The following is a 19,129-nucleotide window of genomic DNA, read 5'->3' on the forward strand; positions in this document are numbered from 1 at the left end:
TCGGTAAACTAAATCCGTGGCGAAAAGCGAATTCATTTTTGATCTCGATACGCTGGACTTCGATAATCCAATTGCGGATATCGAAACGATTCACAAGCTGATTCCCCAGCGATACGAAATGGCTCAGGTGACCGCGATCCTCCGTGAGGATCTCGACCGATTGGCGTGCGCTGGCTACAAAGAAGTGACCGAGGATGAGTTTTGGGTTCGCGGCCACATGCCCGGAATGCCAATCATGCCTGGGGTGATTCAGCTAGAAGCGGTCGCCCAATTAGCCAGCTATTTTGCTCAAGCGCACGATTTGCTCGGAGCCGAAATGGTCGGTTTCGGTGGCCTTGATGAGGTCCGCTTCCGCGGTATCGTCAACCCCGGGGATCGCCTGATCCTAATGATCGAACTGAAGAAAACTCGGCGAGGACGCATGATCGTCGCTAGTTTCCAAGGCGTTGTCGACGGCAAACTAGTCGTTGATGGAGTGCTGCGGGGCATCCCTATCCCAATCGAAATGGTCCAAGCGCAACGAAGCCGCGGCGATGAGGGCGGACGCAAAGCCTCCTCAACGTGATCAACAAACCGATTCGACCATCGCGTGGTGCTGCTTGACCATCACCACTTCGGTGTAGTCACCGTTGAAAATCATTTCATCCATGAAGCTGGTAATGAGCATCATGCCGCGGCACTGCTCCAACTCAAAGGACTCGGCGGTTCCAGGAGCGGGATGAAACCGAGCGATTCGGCCCGGGCCGTCGTGAGCTACCGAAATTCGCGTATCGTCTTCTCCCACAGAGACCTTCAGATGGACAAAACGCTTGCGATACGGATGCGTCTGAGCCAATTCGGTTAATTCTTGCCGACTGTCTCCCTTGCGATGAATCGCGTTGGCAATTCGCGGGTCTTCGTCTTGCAACTCGAGATTCCCGTAGCAGATCGAGTTGAACAACGCGCTAGCAACCGCCATTCCAATTCGAAGCCGGACATTGGCCGTCATTTTTCCCGCGGCAGACAAAGCCTCGATCACGAATCGCGATGCAGGGTTGATCGAATCTAACGAATTTCGCAACTTATAGTAGAACTCGGGCAGAACCAACTTGCCTGCCGACGAATGGTAGGATTGGTCGCTTTGTGAAAAACGCAGCGTTCGCCGGACCGCTGGGTTCAAGAGAACGTTTAGCGAGGCTTTGGGGACAAAGTTGACCGCTCCAAGCGCCAAGGCGTCGACTGCCAAATCTTCACTGCCCCGCGCTGTGACGACAATCGTAGGCAAGTCTGGATACCGATCAACGATCGTTCGGACCAACTCAAGCCCATTCATCTCAGGCATCCGCAAATCGGTGACAACCATGTCTGGCATCGCTTGCTCGACTTGCTCCAAACCTTCACGTCCATCCGCCGCCGCACGGACGCTATGCCCATCCGCCTCTAAAATCGATTGCATCAAAACCGAATGGGTGGGACTGTCTTCACAAAGCACAACGGAGGCCATAGAAAAATTCCTTTGTAAAAAAACCAAAAGGGAAATCAGGCGGCCTAATGAACGAGATAAGCGTCGATGCCCAGCATTGTAACACATTTTCAGCTCAATCGGATCGCATCAATCTTACGAATCACTCGCTTTGAGAGGACGAGTCAAGCCACCAAGTCCGAATCGGAGCCGTCGAAGCATTCCTCAAAAACCTGCCAATGCTTGCCCATGTTTGGGAACTTTCCGTGCCGCAAAACATCCAAAGCCCTAGCGTCGTTGGCCCGTTTTGCCCTTTTTAGCGGTTTTATGTGCCAACGAGGTTAGCCGATTGTGCGGAAGTTCCATTCTTGAAGTGATTGACCATGCGGGGGTGTGATCACACGAGTTTCTCATTTTGAGACTTCTCCGCATTGTCGTTACGACCATTCTGGGTTACCAGATTCATGGAACCACTTTCGTTGCGAATCCAATGATTTATTTGATGGCAGAAAAGCCGCAACTATACTTGGCGAGAGTGTTTGTATGAATCCGTAAGCGTATCTCATACGCTGCAACCCTAGAATCGATCACAAACAACGTATTTTACCTATCTTTCGCATTTATTTGTGTGGATAGGCGCGTCCCCAATCACATCCTCCTCACTGCTGCGTTTCAAACACGATTTGTCTGCTGGCATCCTTTGGAAGGTTCGGTCTATGACCTCGCGTAAGCGATTTTTATCGTCGACAACGTCAAATTCAACTTCTCGTCCGTCTCGAATTCGATCGCAAAAGCGGTCTAAGTCGGTGGCGAAGAAGCTACGTCGTCAATCTTTGCTCGAAACCCTTGAAGCACGCCAATTGTTGGCAGGGCCTCAATTAATCGGCATCCAGCCGAACGAGGGGGACTTGATTGTCGAAGGCTCAATACGCAATAACGCACCAAGCGTGTTGACGTTCCGATTCGACGAGAACCAGCAGATCGATCCCGATACGCTTGGTGGTATTCAAATCACACGCAGCGGTCCAGACGATCTGTTTTTCACCGACGATGACGTCCAAATCACGCCCGGACTTGTCACCATTGGCGACCCCAACGAAAACGAAGTGATCGTCCGATTTGCCGAGTCGTTGCCAGATGACAACTATCGGATCGAGGTCTTTGGGTACGACGACGCCCAGCGTGGCATTACTGGAATTCGCAATCTTGATGGGGAGCTTCTGCAGCCACGTACGAGCGGTGCGCGCTCGGAGGTAATCAATTTTGATTTGCGGCTCGGGGCATTGGTCGAATCGGTCGTTCCCCAACCGGTCATTCGGGTGCGCGAGCAGCTTGGAGACGGGACGTTCCAAGAGACGCTTAAGCAAAACCGCAATGAGATCGTGGTCTATTTCAACGAAGACGAACTCTTCGTCGAAAACGATGCAGCGGGAAATCCGACCGATCGTTCGGCTGAGAATCCTCGCTTCTACCAGCTTTTGCTGACCCAGGACACCGCTCGCACGACGGATGATTTGCTGTTTTATCCGGAGAAAGTGGTCTACGATGCAGCGACGTATACGGCCCGTCTGTTTTTTGAAGACGACATCAACAATTTGCCAAATGTTCCTGCAAGTGGTGGAACGTTCCGTTTACGAGTCGGTTCAGCGGTCGATGATCGTCTTGACTTGATCATTCAACCCACGCGGGTGTCCATCAGCGCAGGCGATACTGGCGAAACCCTTGACACCGCCTACGACGTGGGGACGATCGGTATCGGCCCGATTTTCAACGAGGTATACGTTGCCGCGATTGAGCCAACATCGTTCGATATCAATTTGCCTGGTGGTAACGATGACCCAGGTCACCGAGAATTCGATGACGATTCCGACAGCATCCTCGAGCACATCAACGCAAACTTTGGGGCCGACGCGACCGATGGCATTACGGAGATTTCGTATAATTTCAACGACATTTTCGATACAAATGCTGCCGGCGCATCGTTTTTGAACCAGATTCGAGAGGTCCATAAGTCTCGCATTCGTGAAGCGTTGAGCTTGTGGTCGGCAAAGATTGGCGTTCAATTCCGCGAGACCCAGGATCAGGGGATTACGTTTGCAATCGGTAACCGCAATAACTTGCAGCCTGTCGCTGGAACGGAAATCTATTCTCAATCCGCGATCAGTGCTACCGTGCGCATCGACCCCACGTTTGCTGATTCAGCGATCGTTCTGACCGACCAGACCGACACCGCTTATGGCGAAGGATTCTTCCGCAACGTAGCCGCTGGTATCGGCTTGCTTCTGGGCTTGGAAACCACCCCCGATTTGCCAGCTCAAACGTTGATGAGTCTCAGTTCCAGTTTCTTGAATGCATCGATCAACACGCTCGGCGATTTAGAACCGGTCTTCCCAGGCAATTTTGATGTTTTGCATGGCCAGTACCTTTACAACCCCGACTCCGTCGACCTCGACTTGTATCGCTTCGTGATCGATTTGGATGATGCTAACAAGGTTGGAACGCTGACGGCGGAGACGTTTGCTGAACGACTCGCTGATTCGAGCATGCTAGACACAACGCTGACGTTGTTCCAAGAGATCAAGGCATCGCTCAACACCAACTTTGGGGTGGCGGGCGATTTGAACGTTCGCTTTGATTCCCTGCTGAACGGTCGCATCGGCGACCATTCAAAGATCAATTTCGTCGAGTCGGATCGAGCCGCGGGTGATACTGCGGTCATCGTTCGACGTGCGCTGGATTCGGAGGGCGTTGTTTTGGACAACACCGTCACGCTGGATCTACCGCGTGGCTCAGCCGTATCGGCCCAGGCGGTCATCGACGCGATCAATGGCGATGCATTCGCTAGTTCGATCATCCAAGCGAGTTTGATTTCGGGCGATGGGTCCACCGACATTTCGGGCAACATCGTCAACTTTTCGACATTGGAACTATCGGGTGGCGGCTTGTTCCAACTCAGCCGCAACGACGACTATTTTAGTGAAGATTCCATGCTGTCCGCCTCGCTCGGCGAAGGCACCTACTATATCGGCGTTGCAGCGAGTGGTAACGATCACTATGACCCAACCATCGCCGGCAGCAGCATTGGCGGTTTGAGCCAAGGCAACTACGAATTGAACCTAAAGTTCGAACCGAAGGTCGACGAGCGGGATGTGATCCGGGATTTAGATAGCGATCGGGAAGGCGTTCCTGGTTCGATCTTGGACGGAGACGCGGATGGCGAGCAGGGCGGCAACCATAACTTCTGGTTCCAAACTCGACCGATCAACCGTCGTTTGGAGTTTATCGATAGTGGCAGCCAAATCGTACCGGGACAGACCGTTCGCATCATCGGGACGACCCCGGGAAGTTCCCGAACTTACGAATACGTCTTGAACGGTTCCACCGCGGAACTTGGCAACATCCCCATATTCTATAGCGATGGCAGCACGGCCCCCGAAACCCCTGCGACTCAGCTCGCCAATGCGCTCAGTGAAGCGATCAATTTGAGATCGGCTGAAACCGGCGTTACCGTGACACGGTTGAACAGCAATACGATTGAAATTCTAGGTGAGCAACAGGTCACCATGTCGGATGATGCGATTGGCATCAACATCACAGGGCGTAACATTTTTGTCGACAAGTCTTCGGAAGTCCGCGCGGACGGTAGTCTTGCCAAACCGTTTAACAACATTGCCAACCCCGACGTACCGAATGCGTTTGCTGCCGCGCAGCCAGGCGATATTGTGCGAATCATTGGCAATGGTGGACTTGATGGGGACATGTCTACCGAAGCCGACAATCTAAGTTACCAGATCGGCATTCCGGATGTCGGCGGCGGTACGTATGCGGATGGGCGGGCGATGGAAGTGCCTAAGGGCGTAACCACGATGATCGATGCCGGTGCTGCATTTAAATTACGTTCCTCTTACATCAGTGTCGGCAGTAGTACGATCCAAGTCGACCGCAGCAATGGGGTGCTGCAAGTCCTTGGCACACCCCGATTGATCAACTTAACTGAAACGAACAATCTCGTTCCCGACGAGCGTGAAGTCCCAACCTTGTTGGCAGACGAGAACGCCGGTCTAACCGGGTACGACGATGGCAGTGTTATCTTCACTAGCTTTAATGACAAAGCGGTTGATGCGGCGGCGGCCTCAAGCACACCCACCGCAAACGCTGGCGATTGGGGCGGCATCCGATTGCGAAACGATATCGATCTTGCCGAAGGTCGCCGTGGGTTGGAGGATGAAGCAATCTTCTTAGATCGGATCAACCATGCCGAAATCCGCTACGGCGGTAGTCGCAACGTGATGATCGATTCGGTTTCACAATTAGCGAACCCGATTGACATCTATGATCGACGGCCAACGATTTCGTTCACGGAAATCTCGCATAGCGCCGACGCGGCGATTAGTGCGTTGCCGGATAGTTTTAAAGAAACAAGCTATCAATCACCCGAGTATCAAGCTAGCGGCATCTTCACGCCCGATTATGACCGCGTCGGTCCTGACATTCACAACAACCAACTGTTCAATAACAGCATCAACGGGCTGTTCATCCGGGTGGCCACAACCAGCAATGAGTCCCCCAAGGAGCTGACCGTTGCAGGGCGATTCGACGACACCGACATTGTCCACTATGTCGCTGAGAACATCATCATTCAAGGAACACCCGGTGGTTCCATTCAAGACGGTTTTGCACCGAGTGTGACGCTGGTCAGTGCTGCGGAACTTCGCAACGGCACGTTGAATGCCGGAACCTACAATTATCGAATGACGTTTGTCGATGAAAACGGGTTTGAATCGCTTGCGAGTCCCACCGAGTTTTCGTTCAATGTGACGACAAGTGGTTCGGCGGTCAAACTGTTTGGTTTGCCGCAAGTCCCCAATGATTCGGATTATTTGACACGCCGCTTGTATCGCCAAGACAGTCCTACCGGCCCGTTCTATCTGATCACAAATTTGGATGCGACAGGGGATAGCTTTTTGGACCAAGGAACACGAACCGACGGCGTGCTCGATACGACGCGAACGGGGATCCGAGGTCGGTTGGACGCGTCGCTCGTTGTCGACCCTGGCATGGTCATCAAGATGCGCAGTGCACGCATCGAAGTCGGCCACGGTGCCCAATTGCTGGCGGAAGGAACCTCCGCGGAACCGATCGTCTTTACCAGCGTGTTTGATGACCGCTTTGGCGCCGGAGGAACGTTCGATTCGAACAACGATGCCGACGTGCTCGGCGGTTCCACCGACGCTGACTACGGAGATTGGGGCGGCATCTATGGCAGTCCGACATCGACGATTAGCTTGGATTATTCCACGGTTGCCTATGGTGGCGGGATAACACTCATGCCCGGTGGTGAAACCGGGAGCTTTTTGGCTTTGGAACTCCATCAAGCCAATGGCCGCATCACCAACTCGCAATTCGAGTATAACGATAGTGGCCAGGATGGATCGGCACCCGCGGGCCGCTTCGGACGCTTAGCGATCAATCCGGCAACCATCTTTGTCCGCGGTGCCCAGCCGATTATTGTGGGCACGACCTTCACCGATAATCATGGGGCGATTATCGATATCGATAGCGAGTCGTTCACGGCGGAACGATTGATTGACGCAGGGCGTCAAACGGGCTCCAACGAACGGTTAAGTGTTCTCGATGATAACTTTGGTCCGATGGTTCGGTTCAATCGCTATGTCGATACGGTTGGAGAAGCTTCCGTGGGGCTTCGTCAGATTTCGGGAATGGAGATTCGTGGCGGGACACTGACCACCGAAAGTGTTTGGGACGATACCGATATCGTTCACGTTCTACTCGACTCCATCGAAGTCGAAAACTTCCATTCTTCGGGTGGACTTCGTCTGATGAGCCGAGTCGACGAGAGCTTGGTTGTCAAATTGTTCGGCGAGGGATCGGAAACCGGCGATACCGAGGGGACCGGCTTCACCGCGACGGGCAGCCCTAGCAACATCTCAGATCGCATCGGCGGTACGATTCATATTCTTGGTCAACCGGGTGCACCGGTCATCCTGACCAGCTTCCTTGACGACACCGTCGGCGCGGGATTGCAACCGGACGGAACTCCGTTCACCGATACGAACGGCGATGCGCTTCGCTCTCGCGCCGAGCCCAACGATTGGCGAAGCGTGCTGCTTGACCAGTTCAGCAATGACCGCAACGTGAGCACGACGTTGGAATATGAACTCAACACGGAATTGGCACCCGGCATCAACGGAGAACTGGAAACAGCACAGCTGCTCGGCGAATTAGCGGCCGATACCAATACGGCCAACGACGTTTATCGGCTTGGCTTTGAGGTAGAAGGGTATTTGGCAGGACAGGGTGACATCGACACCTATAGCTTCTTCGGCTCTCCTGGAACCGAGATTTGGATTGATATCGATCAAACGAGTTATCATCTTGACACGGTTATCGAGCTGCTTGACGAAAGCGGTAACATCATCGACCGTAGCGATGATGGCTTTGCGTTGAGTGCCGGCAATATTGATTTTGAATCTCAAAATCCTCGCGACGCAGGCATACGCTACATCTTGCCCGGTAGCACAGCCGACGCCAATGCACGTAGCGTTTACTTCTTCCGTGTCCGTAGTGCTTCGGTCGATCCTGACGATGCCAATGGAGGTCTTACCAGCGGTGGCTATAGCGTCCAATTGCGGCTTCAAGAGGAACAAGAATTCCCTGGAAGCGTCGTTCGTTATACGGACATTCGCTATGCCAATCATGGGATTCACACGCAAGGCTTACCGAGCTCATCACCACTGCTCGGTGAAGCCCAAGAGAATGAGCAGATTTCCTTCGCCAGTAGCAATGACAGTTTGGAATTCGATGATGAAAATCCAGGTCAACGCCCGCAGTACCTTGGCGATTTGCTAAACAGCAATAACAAGGTGTTTAGCGTGGGTGGCGAGCTTTCGAGCGGTTTCGACGTTGACTTCTATCAATTCGATGTCAACCCAACGGTAGGCGGAGTCCAACAAACTTCGGTCGTATTTGACCTCGATTATTCCCAGACCGATACGTCGATGTACGTCTTCTACGATCCCGATGGATTCGATGAGGGTGTTGCCCCACGTTTGATCTTGGCGAGTGAAAGCAGCAATATCGTGGATGACCAGGCCAATGTGGTAACCACAGCGCTTGGCAGTAGCGATCCATCCGACGTGCTATCGCGTGGTTCGGATACCAGCGACGATCCGTTTATCGGACCGATCTCGCTTGATGCTGGCTCTTACTTCGTCGCACTCGTCGCGGATGGCCGGGTTGCGGAAGCGATCACCGATCCATTAACACGACGTGAACCACTCGAATCCGTATTGCGAATTTTTGAAGACCACATCGGTGAGATTGGTGGCGGTACCGCCGAAGCACCTCGTGAAGGAGCCATGTTTGACACGACGGCATTGCCTGCCGGATGGGAGGTCACTGTCGATCGAGCGTCGGATCGTGGCCACGGCGGCGAAGAAACGTTTAACGGTTCTCGCACAGCCGCATACTACCCAACCAGTGTGCAATATGAAATCAATGGGCTGGGCGACACGTTTGCAACGGCCCAAAATTTGTCGCTCAATGATCCGTTGTGGAGTTTGGCGGATAACCAAGACATCGGTGACCAGGACCGTAATACCTCTCGCACGATCCCCCATACGACCGTCAACGGAACCACGCCGGACGAGGTTGTCGACATCTATCAATTCGAGGTAACCGAGGATTTTGCTCAAGTCATTCTCGACATTGATTACGGAGCAAATTTCTTTGATTTTGGAAACAACCGGAACAGTGTCGACCTGAAGCTTCAGCTATTTGATGCGACCTTCAATCAACTCGCGATTCGAACGGATTCGCAAGTCAGCGATGGAGCAAGTGGCAGTTCGCCAAATTCTGGAAATGGAGGGCCTGGAGGACCTGGAGGACCTGGTCGTTCTGTCAGCGATGACCCGTACTACGAGACAAGATTGGCGGCGGGAACCTATTACGTGGCCATCTCTCCCGAAGCAACCACGTTTGATGCAGCCACCGGAACGTTTGCCCTCGACGCTGATGCACGCCCCACGAGTGGAACCTACACGCTACAAGTCTCGGTCGAAGCACATCCAAGTGATGGTGGGGATCCGACGAATCAGTCGCTGCATTTCGATCGTAGCGAACCGAGTGGAACGCTCGAAAGTGCTCCGTTCGACTTAGCAGGCTACGGAGCCGAAGATCTTCCTCGCTTCTACTTCAACTACTTCTACGACCCAGCGGGTAACGACAACGTCACGATCCGGGCACGAAGTAACGAAAATCCTACAGGAATGGAACTTCCCGATACGGAATTGACTCCGTCGAACCAAACCAATTCGAATTGGAACCAAGCGGTTTCCTCGCTAGCCAGCTTTGCTGGCGATACGGGCATCGTCGTTGAAATCACCTATACAACCGACACGACCTCCATCGAGACCGCCGAGGGATTGTACCTTGACGATTTCATTGTTGGTTTCGCAGAACGAGGCGAGCTGATTACCGGTGCACCACTCGGTGACGTCGACATCACCGGCTTTTCTCAAGCATCAGGCGGCCAATATCAACTGGAAATCCGTGAAGGAGCAACTTATGCAAACGCTAGTAACGGTGGGTTGATTCTCGAGAACACGTTCGACACCAACCAGCGGCAATCGGTGTCGACGACGATCGTTGCACCGTATGCGGACCAAATTGCTGATAAAGACACGTTTGTTCTGAGCGATGGAACGAAAAGCGTTACCTATGAATTCGATCTCGATACCTCCTCGGGTATCACCGCTGGTAACATCCGCATCCCCTACTCCGCAACCAGTACTCGGTCCGAGATTGCCGATGCCATTGTCAGTGTGATCAACTCTCCGGTTTCCCAAGGCCGGATCAATGTCCAAGCAACCGACTCCACCGGGTCAGCAACCGGTGGAAACGGCGATGTGACGATCGCTTTGGCGGGGAGAGTCTTCGGCGATTTCCTTGAACTCGATTCACCAAGTGAGCTGCCCCCCTCGGGCACTCCGCTTGGCGGAGCAGGTGCATCCTTCCAATTGCCGGTGGTTCGAAACAACGGCATTGGCGACTCGAACGTGAGTCGTGCCCAAAGCCAAGTGATCATTGAAAACAATGTCATTCGCGATGTTCGAGCGATTGGTGTGTTTAGTGAATCCGCACCGCGTGACGTGGACCCACGCGACCCGATCAACAACTACCTCGATCAAGCCCCAATCGGTAACGCTTATCCCGGAGCGGTTCGAAATTTCTTAACAGCCAACGATGATGTCATTGGTGGTCAGACCCCAGGAATCGTGGTCCGTAATAACATCATCGATCAAGCGGGTTTTGCAGGTGTGAAAGTGGAAGGGGACCTGCGCCCACTGGTTATCGAATCCGACTTGTACGGATTGGAAAGCTTAGCGTTCGGCGATTCGATCAGCGACGGTTTGGTAATGATTATCGACGCCGCGGACACTCGCGTGGTCTTCGAGTTCGAAGACATTGGCGGCGCTGCTGCGAATCTCGGTGGTAGCGGAACCGGCGGTGGTAATGGGTTTACAGATGGTCACGTGCCGATCTACTATCGTCGATCGGACGCAACCCCCTACAACGGGCGTACCACGGCACACACTCGCCACGAGGTGATGTTGGCGATCTACGATGCGATCAACTCGAGCATTTTGGTCAGCAATGGCTTGGTGCCGCTTGTGGATGTCACACTCGGTTCCTCGCTACTTGGTAATGACCCGTTCTTCGACGGGGGGGGAGGGCCGATTGGAAACCTGGTGACCCCCAATGCGTCGGTGTATATCGAGGGAGCGACCGATATTAACTTCAGCTTCAGCTTCACGGGCGCAGGCCCCTCGCAAAACCCATTCGGTGCAAGCGGTTTTGCACCGATTCACGAGTCGGCACAACCGATTAGTCGAATCATCAACAACACAATCTACGGCGCGGATGGAACTCAGGCGCAGTTCACGGGGTCCGCTCGCACCGAATCAAACGATCTCTTGCAGAATGCCATCGAAACTCAAGTTGGTATCGCTCATAACGGGCCGTATATCGCATCGGATACAAGCAGCGGCATCATCGGCGATTCGGTTGGACTGGTCACCGGATCAGCGGATGTCGACATGTACCGCGTCCAACTTGGTCTTGGAGAACGATTGGTTGTGGATGTCGATACGGTAGAGGGTGGTCCCGACACCGTTTTGAGACTATTTGATTCCAATGGTATCGAGGTCGCGTTTAACGATGTCGGCACGGTAGCGGATCACTTGGAAACCGGAATGGGTGGCGAAACGACGGATACCGTGAATACTCGAGATCCGTCCCTTGACTATACCGCGCTGAGCGAAGGCACCTATTACGTGGCTGTCTCTTCAGCGGGGAATCAAACCTACAGCGCACGTTCACTTTCGGATCGAGTCAACGGGACTGGCGGTGAAGGCAATTACGACATTGCAATCGAGGCCTATGCTTCACGTTCATTCGTATTGGCAATCGATAGCGGGTCCGGCACAATCGATGCGTCAGCATTGACTGGCACAACCTTTACAATCACGCAAATTCCAGATTTGGCAGGCGGGACCAATTCCCAGACCTTCGAATTCAACGGCGGCGGCAATGGCAACATCAACATCCCTCTCGTCGGTGGCGATGTCTATCGCGTTGGTGACATTTCCAGAGCGATATCGGCTGTGATTAATCGAAGCGCTTCGCCACTTCCCAACCATGCCTCCAACAATGGCCCATTAGGCGTCTCCGGTCCGATCGCTCCCGTATCGGCTCAAGCGATTGGGGGAATTGAGGGATACAATGGTGGACTGCGTTTGTTCAATACAATTGCCGACCACAATACGACGTTCGGACACAACCGATCCGGCGCAGGCAACGGCGTGTCGGAGCAATACGTGCTGATCGAACGAGCGGCCGAGATTACGATTAGTCCAGAGGCGGCAGCAGCCGGACTCCATCTAGCACCAGCGGATGGATCAAATATCGATCAAGTGTTGCCCGAAACCGGCATTCTGTTGACCGGCGGCAGCAGTGGAACGGTCCTCAATAATGTGCTCTCGAATCTGCATCAAGGGGTGGTAAACGAGATCACCTATTCAGGTGCTCATCCCAAGCCGGGTGAAACGATTGTTGTGTCCAACACGTTCCAAAACATTGCCTTGGGAACCGGCGTTTTACGGCCTTTGATCAATTCGCCCATCGGTGGATTGACGATCACTCCTGGTCCGAGCAACGTCAACGGTGGCACCGACGACTTCAACGAAACACTTGGTGGCAATGACGTTTTGTTCGTCAACCCAGCTGGCGATAACTTTTTGCCAGCTCCTAACGCTCACATCATTGATACGGCGGTCAACTCCATTACCGATCGCGAAGGTTTCATCGAAGTCAAGAACTCAATCGGCATCGATGCCAACAATGTGATTGCACCGAGCAGGGATGTGTACGGCGTTTTCCGCGCGGACAATCCGCTGTACGCCCCGCCGCATACCGTTGGCGAAACGATTTTCAAAGATCGTGGTGCCGTGGAACTTGCCGATTTCGTCGGACCGGTTGCGATCCTCAACGTGCCTCGTGATAACGATGCCGAAGTCATTGACGTCGATGGTACGACGACCTATGTCAAATTTGAAAACGAAATCTATAAAGAGTTCCGTATTCAACTTCGCGACAACGGGGATGAATCCGATCCGTACTTAGGTCACGGAGTCGACGATAGTACCATCGTGGCACCAAACGGCCCGAGCCTTCGACTGAACGGTTCGAATGTAACCGTGTTCGAAAACGAGCAATTGCTCGAAGAGGGGATCGACTATTCGTTCGATTATGATGTCACGAAGAGCACAATCATCCTGACGCCACTTGCCGGCATTTGGAAAAACGATCGCGCCTACCGCATCGCGGTCAATGGCATCGACCGATCGGTCTTGGTCGCGCCAAACGCTCAACAAGTTTCGGATGGCGACCAAATATCGATCACCGATGTCGGTGGCGGCAACATCGTCTTTGAATTCGAGACGGGCTATCAATTGCTGGTTCCCGATACGATCGCGTTGACCGTTCCGGTCAATGGCTCGAACCTAGGTGGCGTTCGCGACGGCGATTTGTTCCAAATTGACGATGGCACCAACCCCATCGTTGTCTTCGAGTTCAATCGTCCTGGCGACACCAAACTTGCCAATACAGTCGAAGTCCTCCTGCCAGCTGGCTTGACGCCGGAAGAACCCGTCGCCCTTCAAGCTTACCGCGAAACAATCGCCCAGAACATTCAAACGGCGATCCAGTCACAAGTCGACGCTGGGACATTGGATGTCGAAGTCTCACTCGATGGCGTGACGGTCCAGATCGGCGCCGAGCCAGGCGCGGTTGTTGATACTCGCGGAAATGGTTTGGTCCAAAACGCTAGGACCGTCGCCCTGCAATTGCCCGCGTTGGGTGCCGGGGTGGGTGGGGTTGTCGATGGCGACACCTTTACGATCTTTGATGGTACCGAAACCGTCACGTTCGAATTCGACGATGCAGGAGTCTTGAACGACCTCAACAATATCGCGATCCCGATTGCTGACAACCTGCCTGTGGCAGATTTGGCTATCGCCATTGAAACGGCGATCCGTGACGCCATGCGGTTAACACCAACCGTCTACGATAACGTTGTCTACTTGGACCTTGATATCAACGGCACCGCTTCCGCTTCGCCGGGACAATTGTCGGTTGTTAGCTTTAGCCGGACGCCAACCGATGGCGATTTGATCTCGATCACGCCAAATGATGGATCGGCCCCTGTTATTTTGGAGCTCAATCGGACGGATGAACCCAATGCGATATTGGGCACCACGTTTGACGATGGCGTCGACATGGGCCACATCCCGGTCAACATCACTCGGATGACGTCGGGTGAAGAACTCGGACAAATGATCGCCGACCTCTTGAAGGCCCCCAACCTGATCATCGCTGGTTTGGAACAATCGGCAATCACCGTTTTGGATGGCGGTCAAGTTTCACTAGGTGGTGAAGCAGGACTACTCATTGAAACAACCGGTACGGAACTTGAACTCGTCGGCCAACCCGATGTCGAAGGCAGTTCGAGTATCGAAGTCTTCGGATCGCTACTACTTCAATTGCCACCATCTGGAGGTGCGGGCTTTACCGGAGGCAGCGTACTGATCCTTAAAGATCCACTAGGCAATGACGTTATCTTCGAGTTTGTCGTAACCAATACGCTTCAACAAGTTCCAGGGGCGATTCCGGTAACATTCAATACCTTTGATCCTGTTAACCTGATTGCCGATGCCTTGGTAGCTGCGATCAATGGTTCGACCGCTGAAATCACCGCAACCGTCCAACTCGGCAGCAGCGGACGCATTTCACTGGGGCGAATTACCGATGATCGCGTCATTACAACGGGCATTGAAAACGACCCTCTCGATCCGACAGACGATGTCTCGGGGGTCCCAATCACCACTCGCCGCGGTATTGTTACCGACGGAGAACAACTCACGATTCGCCAAGGCGACGTCGAGGTGACCTACGAGTTCAACTCGATCCTGGGTGGCGGTGGTGTCGAGGTTGGACATATCGAGATCCCCTTCCAATCGTCTAGCACGGCGGTGGAGATTGCGACGAGTTTGGCGGCGGCCATCAATAACAATCCCGGCAGTTTGGTTTTCGCTAGCGATCCAGGTACGCTACCTGCAACAGTCGTTGGAAACATCGTGGACATCGCTGATGTTCCAGGGACAATCGTTGACGCCTCCTTGGCGCCAACGTTGAACGTGACGGGTACGCCGGGTGGTGCTCAGCCAATCTTTATCTCTCCGACATCGAGTACGGAAGATTTGAAACGTGCCTTCATCCAAGCGATCAATCGTGAGGAAGTCGCTCAGTTCACCGATCTGATCGCAACCGATCGTGGTGGCTCGACGTTCTTTGTCGAAAACGCACTCGGTTTTGAGGGTGATATCGATTCCTTCTTCCTGACGGGTATCAAGGATGTCGATGGCAATTCGCTCGAACCCAATCGACCGGACCAAACGACTCAGTTCACCATCCTCATGCCAGGAATTGGCATGGACTTTGGCGATGCTGCCGATCCCGTCGGCGGTGTTCCAGGACGTTATCCAACAACGCTTGACAACAATGGACCAAGGCATGTGGTCAGTGATAGCATTATGCTCGGCAGTAGCGTCGACATCGATGCCAATGGCCAACCAAGCAACCAAGCCGACGGTGACAACTTAGGCCTAGTGGTCACGACCGATAGCGATTTGTTTGTTCTGACGACTGTCAATGGTGAGACCACCATCTCGCTCGATCCGACCGTTTCGCTCGCCAATCGTGACGGTGATACGATCACGGTTAGCACGGGGTATGCGACGGCGACGTTGGAATTCGATCTGGACGGTCAGTTCAACGAAGACCACTATGAAATCAAAGCTTCGGAATCGAGCACGCCAGAACAAATCGCTCAAGCGATTGCCGATGCGATTGCGGAAAGCCCGGTCAATCCTGCGTCCGTCGATGTCGTCGGTTCCACGACCGTCGTCAGTGGCAACGACGAGGAGGGTGTTAGCTTCGTCAGTGACATTAATCCGCAAGGCATTCTCAACAAGGGTGTCGGAACGATCATTGATGGCAAATTGATGCTGCCAATCACCGTCACGGTTACCGGTGGTGGGTTTGTCGATGGCTGGATTGACTTCGGTGCCGATGGCGACTTTACCGATCCAGGGGATCAGATCATGTTCAGCGAGCGTTTTGACGCTGGCATGGATGGCGCTGCCGTCACTCGGACGATCTACGTGAACTACCCCGACTACCCTTGGAACTTGAATGAAGAAGCGACAACGTTCGCTCGGTTCCGCGTTTCCCGCGAAGGTGGCCTGAGTTCCGTCGGCATGGCACTTAGCGGTGAAGTCGAAGATTATGCACTTCGGTTGCTGCCGGGCGTACCGCCGATCGTCAGTGAAGCCCAAGCAAACCGAGTCTTTTCGACTCCGGAGGATTCTCCGCTTATCGTTCAAGACGAAGACGGCACGTTTACGCAAGGGACGTCAGATGATGACGGTTTGCTCGTCGGAATCGTCGACCCCAACACCGGCGACATTCCCGTGATCCTTGCAAGTGACGTTGGCGTCCGAACGTTGATGAGCGGTAGCGAGATCGCGGGCAGCTTGAATTTGAAGAGTGATGGCACGTTCTCCTTCAATCCAGCACCCGATTTCTATGGGACGACATCGTTCACCGCTAACGTGACCGATGGAACATTGATTAGTTCCCGCACGATTACCGTGACGATCAACGTGCTGCCCGTCAACGATGCTCCGTTTGCGACCACCACCGACGTGGTCACCAACGTCACGATCGACGAAGACACCGTGACAACGTTCGATCGTGCTCAATTGATCACGCCGTACTACTCGGCAGGTCCAGCGAACGAAGTTGCAGCGGCTCAACCCTTGGCGTTCACTTCGGTCGGGTTTAACAACGTTCCGTTCACATCCGAAAATGGAGGAACGATCGCGATCGTCGATGGTGGAACGCGGTTGGTTTATACACCGCCGAAGGATTTCAATTCGGCTTTGGGCGATAAGTTTACTTACTTCGTTGCCGATGTGCCTGGCACAGGACAAACGGCTGCAACGGCTGCCAATCCCGGCACCGTTTCGATCTCGTTCGACGCCGTGAATGATCCTCCGAGATTGGTCAATGATTATTACGATGCCGATGAGGATACCGAATTAACGATCGCCGTTCGCAATGCTGCGGAAACCGGCATCCTTGACAACGACGCTGCAGGACCGACGGACGAAGTCGCCGCTGGACAAACGATTTCGCTTGTCACCACCGACTTCCCACTCACGACGTTCCGCCGAGGAACCGTTCGCATTGCGAATGGCAATTTGATTTACTCTCCGCCCGCACAATTTAGCGGCATCGATCAATTCCAGTACAAGGTTCGCGATAACCTTGGCTTGGAATCGACGGCGACGGTGGTCATCAATGTGGGTGGCGAGAACGATCCGCCATTCTTTGTCGGCGTCAACGGCGTCCAAGGCGAAACATCGCTGTCGATCGACGAAGGCAAAGCGGGCGGCAAGACCGTTAACTACGACTTGTCAACTTGGTTCGAGGATCCTGAGAACGACGCGGTTAGCTATGCGGTGGCGTACGAAAACACGTCAGCAAAAATGGCGATTTCCGATGCGAAAGTCGTTGGCGATGTCTTGTCGATCACAATGCCTGCGTATGGATTCGGCACGGCAACATTGACGATCACTGCAACCGATTCGACCGGCTTGCCTACCATCCAACCGATCGACGTCACGGTCAATGACACGCCCGACGCCCCCACCAAGATCGGCACCCTCGATCCGTTAGTCACTCCAGAAGATGTCAACGTGGTTCGTGATTTGACGACGATCTTCTTTGATCCCGACGGCACTCCGCTCGAATACTCTGTCACTCGGATTGGAAACCAATTCAATCCGACGGCGGCTCAAATTGCAGCCAGTAGTGTTGTCGAGTCGGTTACGTTCGATGGCAACAACATGACGATCGCTGTCAAACCGAATCAATTTGGTTCGATCGAGATGGAGATTGCTGCCAATGATGGTTCACCAGCGATTAGTGACTCATTCACATTCACCGTCACCTCTCAACCAGATGCACCGGTTGCTGTCGATGACAACTATGGTGTGTCCGAGGGCTTTGACGTGTCGGTGGGCTCGATACTAAGCATTCAAAATCCAACAAGCGGTTTGCTGCAGAATGATTTTGATGCTGATTTTGAAGCGATCCAGGTCGATGTGAATTCAATCTCGCCTGCGGATCCGAACTTTGTTGTGTCGGCGGATGGAACGTTTACCTACAAGGCCATTGACGGCAGCATCGGTCAAACAAAATCGTACACGTATAGCGTGCTCGATTCGACCGGCCGACGAAGCAATACCGCGACGGTATCGTTTACGCTAAGTCAATCTCGCTACCAAAATCCGAACAAGGACTTGGTCACCGACGTGACAGCGGATGGCAATATCTCGCCAATCGATGCACTACGGATTATCAACCTGCTAAGCAGCCCGATCATGAACGGTCGCTCAACGCTTCCGGTGAGCGAAATTGGTGACCCGCCGCCAGACTTTGTTGACGTCAGTGGTGATGGATTTGTGACTGCCTTTGATGCGTTGATTGTCATCAACACGTTGAATGCGCGATCGACCACCCCACAGCGTGCGACCGGCGAACAGGTTACCGGCGAACAGGTTACCGGCGAACAGGTCACCACGACAGCGAATGCGGCGGCGAGTCTGTCCTACGCGGCGATGTCGGAAGTCAACCTGCCCGTTCGCAACGCGATGGCGGTAAGTCCTGATCCGGAAAGCCCCGAAACGTTGATTGCAGCGGGACCCACCACGATCGATTCGCGAGATGCGGTTTTGCAGGCTGGATTCGAAATCGGTAACGCCTCGCTCGAAACGGTCGTCGATTCGTTCGAGTCGGCCTCCGTGGACGAGATCGATTCGGAATCCAAAGCATCCGAGGTTGACGAAGCACTCACTTCACTATTTGATGAAGCATCTAGCAACGGATTGTTTTAGCAGCATTTAGCGACGCTCCATGAATGTGGGTCCGCTGCAAGCCCCGCACTCATGGACGAATAATCAGAACAAACACGACTTTCCACCC

At 53.6% G+C, this 19,129-nt stretch carries 3 protein-coding genes; 2 read left to right on the forward strand and 1 reads right to left on the reverse strand.

Annotated features, from left to right (window positions below):
- Positions 1-16: 16 nt before the first annotated feature.
- On the forward strand, positions 17-565 hold the full coding sequence (locus Q31b_RS06570) for a 3-hydroxyacyl-ACP dehydratase FabZ family protein (RefSeq protein ID WP_146598902.1): 549 nt from the start codon (positions 17-19) through the stop codon (positions 563-565).
- On the opposite strand, the gene Q31b_RS06575 is transcribed toward Q31b_RS06570, so the two are convergent.
- Entirely contained in the window at positions 566-1,483 is a 918-nt protein-coding gene (locus Q31b_RS06575; protein ID WP_197171060.1) for an ATP-binding response regulator, read from the reverse strand.
- Positions 1,484-2,247: 764 nt separating this feature from the next.
- Between Q31b_RS06575 and Q31b_RS06580 the strand changes: the two genes are divergently transcribed.
- Positions 2,248-19,041: a tandem-95 repeat protein gene (locus Q31b_RS06580; RefSeq protein ID WP_197171062.1), complete on the forward strand. Its 16,794-nt coding sequence runs from the start codon at positions 2,248-2,250 to the stop codon at positions 19,039-19,041.
- Positions 19,042-19,129 lie beyond the last annotated feature (88 nt).

It is taken from the genome of Novipirellula aureliae, assembly GCF_007860185.1.
Lineage (GTDB): Bacteria > Planctomycetota > Planctomycetia > Pirellulales > Pirellulaceae > Novipirellula_A > Novipirellula_A aureliae.